7 protein-coding genes, 1 pseudogene and 1 riboswitch are annotated in these 9,317 nt (G+C 41.8%); of the genes and pseudogenes, 3 read left to right on the top strand and 5 right to left on the bottom strand.

The features are described 5' to 3' along the window. Positions 1-170: 170 nt before the first annotated feature. The 3 genes from IM322_RS22930 to IM322_RS22940 form a co-directional block, all read right to left on the bottom strand. Positions 171-2,186, bottom strand: coding sequence for an ABC transporter ATP-binding protein (locus IM322_RS22930; protein ID WP_287675521.1), 2,016 nt, complete (start codon positions 2,184-2,186; stop codon positions 171-173). Positions 2,187-2,240: 54 nt separating this feature from the next. Beyond that, a complete protein-coding gene (locus IM322_RS22935; RefSeq protein ID WP_353737539.1) occupies positions 2,241-3,413 on the bottom strand; it encodes a glycosyltransferase in 1,173 nt (390 codons plus the stop codon). 107 nt (positions 3,414-3,520) lie between these two features. Then, entirely contained in the window at positions 3,521-4,858 is a 1,338-nt protein-coding gene (locus tag IM322_RS22940) for an ArsB/NhaD family transporter (protein WP_287675519.1), read from the bottom strand. 229 nt (positions 4,859-5,087) lie between these two features. Beyond that, positions 5,088-5,218, bottom strand: a riboswitch (cyclic di-AMP (ydaO/yuaA leader). Positions 5,219-5,407: 189 nt separating this feature from the next. Here IM322_RS22940 and IM322_RS22945 point away from each other — a divergent pair. Then, complete coding sequence (locus IM322_RS22945) at positions 5,408-5,986, top strand: DUF3172 domain-containing protein (protein WP_287675518.1); 579 nt, start codon at positions 5,408-5,410, stop codon at positions 5,984-5,986. A 192-nt stretch (positions 5,987-6,178) separates the two neighbouring features. On the opposite strand, the gene IM322_RS22950 is transcribed toward IM322_RS22945, so the two are convergent. Further along, positions 6,179-6,496: a P-II family nitrogen regulator gene (locus IM322_RS22950; RefSeq protein ID WP_287675517.1), complete on the bottom strand. Its 318-nt coding sequence runs from the start codon at positions 6,494-6,496 to the stop codon at positions 6,179-6,181. Positions 6,497-6,569: 73 nt separating this feature from the next. After that, positions 6,570-7,550, bottom strand: coding sequence for a sodium-dependent bicarbonate transport family permease (locus IM322_RS22955; RefSeq protein ID WP_287675516.1), 981 nt, complete (start codon positions 7,548-7,550; stop codon positions 6,570-6,572). A gap of 670 nt (positions 7,551-8,220) precedes the next feature. On the opposite strand from IM322_RS22955, the gene rimI reads away from it, so the two are divergent. Continuing rightward, positions 8,221-8,799 carry a ribosomal protein S18-alanine N-acetyltransferase gene (gene rimI, locus IM322_RS22960; protein WP_286826641.1) on the top strand — a complete coding sequence of 193 codons (579 nt, stop codon included), beginning with the start codon at positions 8,221-8,223 and terminating at the stop codon, positions 8,797-8,799. 153 nt (positions 8,800-8,952) lie between these two features. Continuing rightward, a pseudogene (locus tag IM322_RS22965) lies at positions 8,953-9,317 on the top strand (RNA-guided endonuclease TnpB family protein); the annotation flags it as partial.

The raw sequence follows: 9,317 nt of genomic DNA on the forward strand, positions 1-9,317 counted from the left end.
ATTCCCAAATGCGTTTAACCGCTATGGGATAGAGAGGTGCGTAGTTCACCCAAGGAGAATTAATCTCTCGAAGTAAAAGTGAAGGGAATTTCTGAAATGGAATTCAGTCTGTCTATATTTGACTATACTTTTACTAACTATGACAACAATTTTTGATTTTTGCAGGAGAGCTATCGAGTCGAGGAATACTCGTAGTCTTCGATAATATGGAGAAGTCGCATGGCCGAACTACAGGATTCTTCTAAAATTTCCTGTTTCTCCTGAGAATCTTCGATTAAATCTTCAGATACTAGACGCAGAGAACCTAAAAGACTATTAAGACTACTTCTCGCTTCGTAGGATAAATAAGCTTTTCTTTTTTGCTCATCTTCCCTATTCTTAGAGTCGGCCTCTTTGCTATCACTAAATTGCAGAGCGTGTAAACGGGCATAATGACCACCTTGAGCTAATAATTCCTCATGATTGCCGATTTCTGCCACTTTTCCCTTGTCCAGCACCACAATTTGATAGGCTTTTTGAACTGTGGAAAGACGGTGAGCGATCACAAGAGTAGTCCGCTCGCGACAGAGTTCATCGATCGCTTCCTGTACTAAACGCTCAGAAATTGTATCCAAAGCACTGGTGGCTTCATCGAGAATGAGAATATCCGGATCTCGCAGTAAGGCACGAGCGATCGCTAATCTTTGTTTTTGTCCTCCCGAAAGTCTCACTCCCCGATCGCCAATTTCCGTATCCAGTCCTTCCGGCAGTTTGGAGATAAACTCGTAGGCATTCGCCCTTTTTGTCGCTGCTAAAATTTCTGCATCACTAACATCGCTTAATCCGTAGGCAATATTAAAACGGAGAGAATTATTAAAGAGAAAAGTGTCTTGACTGACTATTCCCATGGCTTTTCTCACAGTTTTGATCTCATAATCCCGTAAATCGTGACCGTCAAAAAGAATCCTCCCGGCTGTAGGATCATAAAAGCGTGGTAATAAATCAGCAATTGTCGATTTTCCAGCCCCCGAAGCACCAACAAGAGCGATCATTTTTCCTTTTGGAATCCAAAGATCGATGCCCTTGAGAACTAATTCTTGATGACTGGGATAGGAAAATTGGATGTTATCAAAATGAATACCTGTCTCTAATCTTTGATAGGGAATAGAGCCATTGCTCATAAATGGTTTATTCTCTCGAATGAGAAAATCCGCTACCACCTCTACTGCGGAAACATCCCCCAATAGACTACTCCTAGCACCGTTAATCTGACTAACTATCGGCAATGCCCGGAAAAGTACATAGAGATAGGTCAATAAAATTGTCGCTAAAGCTTGAAGTTGTTCATTAAAAAGATAACGACCAGCAATAATAATTAAGGCAATAATAACAACTCCACCTATTTCATTAAGCGGAGCGATTACAGCATTATTAGTCTGGGCATCTAAACCAGCTTTCTCCCGGGCTTCGATATCTTCCACAATAGATTCTAATTCGTATCTTTCATTGCCTACCGCTTTAATTAGGCGAATTCCAGTTAATAGTTCCAACAGTTTATTAGTTTGCTGTTTAGCCGTTACGGTGATAATCTCTCCAAACTTTTTCGATCTCTTGACAAAGTATTGATTAAGCAGACCTAAAAAGCCACCCAAAACACTAGAAAGAATAGTTAATTGCCAAGAAATTGATAATAAAATAGCTAAGTACATGAAAGCTGTGCCGATAATCTTAATCAGGTTTATGTAATTTCTAATCGATGCTACGGCTCGATTAATCTCCGACATGAAACGATTAAAAATATCTCCTATTTTACTTTTTACATAATAATCTATATCCACTTCTAGCAGCAGAATAACTGAATCAATTCGCATATCTTTTGCCATAATTAAAGACAAGTAAGTGCCTAGTAAATTACTGACAAAATTGGTAATGTGCTTGAGAATTAAAATCCCTAATATCGCCGCAAACATCCAGAAAAAACGAGTATCGACTGGGAAAACCTCGAAAACCGAGAGCAGCTTTTTGATAATTTGAGGGGCATTTTTTAAGATATCATTTTCGGGATTAATAAAAGAAATTAGTAAGGGGATAACTAAAACAGTTCCTACCCCATTAAATATGGTACTGACAAAGCCTATAACAATGCTGGAAACCACTAATATCCAGTATTTAAGCGTATATTTAAGGAGAATTTGATTAGGATTCATCGCTATAAGTAATAAAGTAAATAGTCAACGGTCAATTATCCTACTCCCTACACTCTAATATTTCCCTTCCAGAGAAGTAATTATGCCAGAGAGAGTTGTCGCCATGGCGGTGGTACTATAGGAGGCGATACAGCGCTCTCTCGCTTTTAGTCCTCGTGCATTAGCCAAGTCGAGATGATTAAAAACTTCTCTAATTATGACAGCTAGTTGCTCTGGCGATCGAGGTTCGACTAAATAGCCAATATCAGCTAAAATTTCGGGAATATCTGCCACTTTAGTGGAAATAATCGGTTTAGCCATCGCCATACCATCGGTGAGTTTAATCGGAAATTGGGCGTTAGCCGTAGCTTCATCCCTCTGGGGAACGATAATAGCATGAGCAGCGGCCACAACTTCCGGCATTCGATCGATCGGTTGAGCAGGTAAATGAATTAACCAAGGTTGGCCTTTTTCCAACAAACTATCCAGATAGCCGTCCCCGATTTGGCGACCTCCCACCACCACCAATTTAAAATCAGGATCACCAATTTGATCTAAAGCGATTAAGACATCTTCTAAACCTTTGTGAGGTCTAGCCGTACCCGGGAACATTAAGACTTTATACGCAGATAAACCGTATTTTTGACGACAAGCGACGGGATCGTAGAGATTGGGATCGAAAAGTTGCGTATCCTTGCCATTCGGTAAATAAATCCCCCCGTAACGCTTTTGCAAAAATTGATTATTAACCGTCACCCCATCGGCGCGGTTAATTAAATTTTCCATCCAACGCAGATAGAGAGGGTGATTTGGGTCTCTAAGCGCACCATTTTTTTTGAGGATATCCCTAGCTAATTGTCGGGGATAAGGACGATAGGACCATTGATCGCCACCAAACCAACTCATTTCCCAATCGTCAATATCGAGAATTAGGGGACGTGGGGAAAAAAAACGTTTTAGTAGGCCGATGCCGAAACTGGTGGGACGAGGTTTAACCGCATAGATAATCTCTCCGGAGAGGCGATCGAGTAAAGTTTTGATCTGGCCAAAAAACTGGGGATAATTATTGCCTTGGACCGATACCACCGGTAAATTCTGCGGTGGGGTTGGATAGATTTCCTGGCCAAAAATCGGGCCATAGACCGTCACCTGACAGTTTAGCTGTTGCAAGACTTGAGCAATCAAATAGACTCTTGTGCCACCACCACCGGATAAATCTGGTGCTAAAACAGAGATTTTTTTGTTCACGATCGCCGACCAATCCAGATTATCTAGCACGATAGGAGAATGTTAATCAATGTTAACGTTTTTGTCAATCTTAGGCGAACTTAACATTAATGCCCCCCAGATATAGACTAGACAAAGAAAATTAACATATACATTGCCGAGACGACTAACTGAGTAAACATCACTGGTAGGCCGTAGCGCAGAAAGGTATGAAAGGTAATTTTGCCCCCGTGTTGTTCAGCGATGCCGGCGGCGACAATATTAGAAGAAGCCCCCACTAAAGTACCATTACCCCCTAGGGTGGCCCCATACATCATCGCGTAGAAAAGCGGTAAAACGGACGGGGGAAAAGAACCGGCATAATCGGGAGAAAGAACTTCTGTCCCGACTAAATTAACATTAACAAGGTACTGTTTCAGTAGTGGAACCATGGCCACCACTAGGGGAATATTGGGAACGACACTGGAAATCAAACCGACAAAAAACAGCAAGACTAGAGAACCTAAAAAGATATTTTTGCCTAAAATTATCGCCAGAAATCCCGATAAACTATTAACTACCCCAGTTTTTTCTAAGCCGCCAATTAGGACAAAAATCGACATAAAAAATAATAGGGTACTCCAGTCCACATCCCGGAGAATATTATGAACCGTATCTATTTTCGATTGCTGGGCTAAAAGTAGGGCTAAAGTGGCCCCCATCAAAGCAACCGCCGCAGGAGCAATAGGTACGGTAAAAGATTCACCGACGACGAATAAAAATAAGACTAAAAAGACGATAATTCCCCCCACCGCTAAGACGCGAGGATGATTAATTTTCGGATGGGGTAATTCTTCTAAATGCTCGAATTTTGTCCGCCAGATTTTCGGGAATAACCAAGGTAACATAACCAGAATGGTAATTACTGCCAAGGCACCACCTAAACTCAAACGCTGTAGGTATTCCATGAAGGTTATATTAATAGAATCACCGACGATATAAGTAGCGGGATCACCAACAATAGTTAATAACCCGGAACTGTTGGCCACGAAAACCATCAGGATTAAGAGCGGCACAAAATCCACACCGATATCTTGAGCTAAGGGAGGAATCAGCGGGGCTAATAACATCACCGTGGTAGCGTTGGGTAATACCGCACAGATTGGGGTAGTAATGGCGACAATTCCTATTAGTAATAATTTGCCCTGTCCCTTGGCTAAAAGCACCATTTGTGCTGCTAAATAATCAAAAATTTTCGTTGGTTCAAAGGCTCTCACTAACACCATTACCCCAAAAAATAGGGCGAGAGTGGCATAACTGCGACTGATATAACCGATCGCCTCCTGGAGAGTCATGATATGGGTAAAAACTAAGATTAAAGCCCCCAGTAAAGCCGCTACGGTAATATGAAGCCACTCGAACATAATCACCACAATGACTGCAATAAAAGTCATCGCAGCAATCCACATTGGTAAAGATTCCAGCATTTTTGATCCTGTTTTTACTTTCGGTTTCTCGATACGACTAAAAGTTTGCCCGAATGTACAGCAAACTCACAAAAAATATGGTTATCGACGGAAAATCTTAAAATTGTTGTGATCGGTGAACCTGCATGAGAATCCCCATATACAATGTCTCCTGTAAGTTATCACTATCAAGTAGTATCAGCGACATAACTGAACCGATCAAGACATTGCTAGGAATGTAGTGATGTTTCAGTCTTCCCCCCCACGCCGACGAAGTTAGCTGACGGGCTAGGATAGAGAGATATCCTTTTCTAGGCTAAAAAATCTAGAAATACGCCCCCAAATGTGGTTCCTCCGCTCCGAATTTGTCTAGCTAATATCTAGCATAGAAACTTGGATTAGGCTGACTTACTCTATTTAGTGATCCACCATAGCATACTAACCTCAAAAAAAACGATATAGCTCTATACTAGACCTATCCTGTCGGTTATCCCCCGGGTTGCTAGGATAGAACAGTGATAAGCTAATAGCTAACGACTGACCGCCATAGCGGCCACATCAGAAATTTCTATGAATAGAAGACCTCGTTATACTCCTCCCCGATCGCGCGATCGTGATTATGACCGCTCCTATGGTGATGACTCCCGCGCTTCGACCTCCGGAGGCCTATTGGCAAAATTAAACTATGCCATGATCGCCCTGATTGGCGGTATTTTTGTACTAGGGGTGGGTCTCGGTCTGGTATTCAGTTCTACCGCTAATTTTAGCCCCGAAAACGTCGCTTCCCGGGAAGTAATCGATCGCAGCGCCCCCAATGCGGAATTATGCGTGCAATTTGGGGCCAGTGCCATTGTCACCGATTTGCGGGTTTATGTCACTCTTAACCCCTTTAATGTTTTTGTTACCCAACCGGTTATGCAACCCGGTTGCGTTTTGCGACGCAATAACTGGTCAATTTTAGAACAACAAAAATTAGTCGATGGACAGCAGGTACAAAGTTGTAAAAACCGGATGAATACTTTTGGTTATACCGGTCCCTTGGAAGGCAAACCGAAAATCGATTGTATCTTCCAAAATGAAGCCGGGGGCAATCTTTTTGTTAATCCCGCCGGTGCTGTTGGCCCCAGACCAGATACAGATAAATTCTAAACCGGAAAAGATCGTTCTCCTGACTGCTGACTCCTAATTAACTAAGTAGGTGGGTGGAATTAAATATAAGATGAACGTAGGTTGGGTTGAAGCATAAAACCCAACGCCCGCTCATGTTACGAAGTGCGCTAACCCATCCTACCAATAATTGTGCCTCCCTACTTACGACAATTTTTGATTTTTACAAGAGGTCTAATGACTTAGCCATTGGGCCGTAGTCACTACAAAAATTCCGCCAGCTTTTTTTAAAAAAGGCTGAATTTTATCGATCAGACGACCAAGTTGTTCGTCACTATTACAAACCGTCATAATGTAGTTACCACTGTAATCACAATCCAAGTCATCACAGGATAAACCTCGATCACCTTTTCCCGAAGTACTGCCAAAGACGGTATAACCGGAAACTCCGACAACATCAAGAGCGCTTAAGGTTTCTTCCAGAAAAGCATGACTAACAATTATATCTACTTTTTTGACAGTTTGTAGGGAAGGATGCGGGGATTCAAGCATGGTAGTTAAGTAAAAAAGGGACAAGTGAAAGCGAACAATTTTGACAGGAATTATTTTAAAACCGCCGGGCCTTTTAGACTCCACAGCCAATGATTTTAATCATCTCTAGGTACAGAGGAATACCGATGATGATATTGAAAGGAAAAGTTAAAGCCAAGGCCATAGAAACGTATAAACTAGGATTCGCTTCGGGAACAGTCATTCTCATGGCCGCAGGAACAGCAATATAAGAGGCACTGGCACACAAAACAGCGAATAATAAAGCATTGCCCTGTTCAAATCCGAGAACCTTAGCGATGAGAATGCCCACCATAGCATTGATGACGGGAATGAGCACCGCAAAACCGATGAGAAAAGAACCAGTTTTGCCTAATTCTCGGATTCTTTTCGCCGCCACTAATCCCATATCAAGGAGAAAGAAAGTTAAAGCACCATAAAAAATCTCTTGGGTGAAAGGTTCTAATTTTTCCCAGCCTTTTTCCCCCGTGAGCATACCAACAACAACACTACCGACTAAGAGAAATACCGAACCATTTAAAAAGGCTTCATGTAGAACCTTTGACCAAGAAAACGCTTCTTCTTCGCCATTTTTCTCTTTAAAGACTCGCACCAGGATTAAACCCACTACAATTGCTGGCGATTCCATTAAAGCTAAGGCCGCTACCATATGACCGCCATAGGAAATATGAAGTTTTTCTAAAAAAGAACTGGCGGTGATGAAAGTAACGGCACTAATGGAACCATAGGCTGCCGCGATCGCTGCTGCATTGGCACTATCGAGTTTAATTTTCAGGATAAAGAAAGTGTAAATGGGAACGATGCAAGCCATAACCACAGAGGCAATCAAAGTTAAAGCGATTTGGTTATTGATGCCACTTTTCGCTAGTTCATAACCTCCCTTGAAACCAATCGCCATCAAAAGATAGAGAGAAAAGAGTTTAGGCAGTGGTTGGGGAATCTCTAGGTCGGATTTAAAAAATACTGCCAGCATTCCTAAGAAAAAGAACAAAACCGGCGGATTGAGAATATTGAACAGGATTAAGCTGCCATCCATAGGTTTGCGTACATTGAGTTATTTCAATCTATACTATTCGATTTTGAGAATTATCGTGAAAATGTTAATAACCGGATGACAACCCTTAACCATGGCCGCCCAAAAAAATTAAGATGGGTGATGTTTCAGTAGCTTTTTCTCCCTTCTCCCCCCTCCCTTCTCCCCCTCTACAATAATTACTCGCAGCCAGAAATACGTTGGTTGCTATCATACTTTGTGCTTTTTGTCAAAAAAACTTTTTTTTTGCAATAAAACTACACAAAAAAAAGATCATCGTTGTGGGTGAAATTGACTGATTTAACCGTTTTAATTAGGATCACCTTCTAGGTGTGACAAGGGTTTCAACTATTGCTACCCAAAAAAGCACAGAATAACCCACTATGAAATCCTATCAAATCGCTGTTACCACTGCAACATCGTTGTTAAATAAAAATCTTTCTCAATTAATTTTTAAGAATTTGTAAATATTGCGGAATGTTAATTTAAATATTCTCAAGTTTTTGCAGTCAATAAATAACTTTTGCTTATCTTTGTCAGAAAATAGAACTCCTGCAAAAATCCCACATCTACCATTGGGTTAGAAGTCAGTATTCAGGAGATTATTTTTATTTATTCTTCCCAACCCCCATCCCCCATCCCCCATCCCCTATCTCCACCCGTTCCCCGATAAATGCCAAAAATCGAGCTTAAAACCCCAAAATACGCAGATATTGCTGGGATGGAGTCCCTTGATCGCACCAGTCTCGGCGGTATTTGGACCCTATCTGGTTATGAACGGGAATTAAACAACCCCAACAGTGAATTATTAATTCTCTCCCTACCCAGCAATCCGGAAACCATCATCGGATTGGCTTGTTTTTGGGCAATTCTCGAAGAAGCGCATATTACCCTTCTGGCAATTTACCCCGACTATCAAAGACAAGGATTAGGAAAACTGCTTCTCTACAAACTTCTGGAGAAGGCTGTACAAAGACAACTGGAAAGGGCTACGCTAGAGGTGAGGGTGTCGAACCAGTCAGCGATCGCACTCTACGAGCATTTTGGCTTCCGCGTCGCTGGAGAGCGTAAAAATTATTATCCGCAAACTGGCGAATCAGCCCTAATTTTCTGGCGCAACGATCTACAAAGGGCTGCTTTTCAGGAACAATTAAGCAAGTGGCGACAAGAAATCCTCTCAAGACTGGCGCAGGGAGAGTGGCAATTAGAGGAAGAAACCAGAGCCAAAATAGATACCATGGAGATGCAATGATTATCTAAAATGTCGGATGAATGCCCCCGCTACATTTTTCGACAAGATACTCAGCTTTGCGGGGGATGAAATCCGACCAGAATATCAACACCATCTGTGGGTAAACGGCGAACTCTGTTATACTTAACCTAGCCAAGGGTCGAGGATTGTTAGATGCTAGTCGTAGAAGCGAAGCTAAAAAACGGAACACCAGAGCAATATCAGAAACTCGATGAAGCTATCAGAACTTCTCAGTTTGTGCGTAACTTTTGTGTTCGTTATTGGCGGTCAAATCAAGGGACAACCCGCAATGATCTCCAAAAACTTTGTGCGGTACTAGCTAACAATAAAGAGACACCATGGGTTAATAAATTAAACTCCCAAGCTCGTCAATCGGATGCTGATAGAGCCTGGCAATCAATTAGTCGATTTTATCATAATTGTCGATGCTCAGATACTGGGAAAAAGGGTTTTCCTCGGTTCAAAAAACATAGTCGTTCTGTTGAATACAAACTAACAGGCTACCAACTATCTGATGA

The organism is Microcystis sp. M109S1, from assembly GCF_020247025.1.
GTDB lineage: Bacteria > Cyanobacteriota > Cyanobacteriia > Cyanobacteriales > Microcystaceae > Microcystis.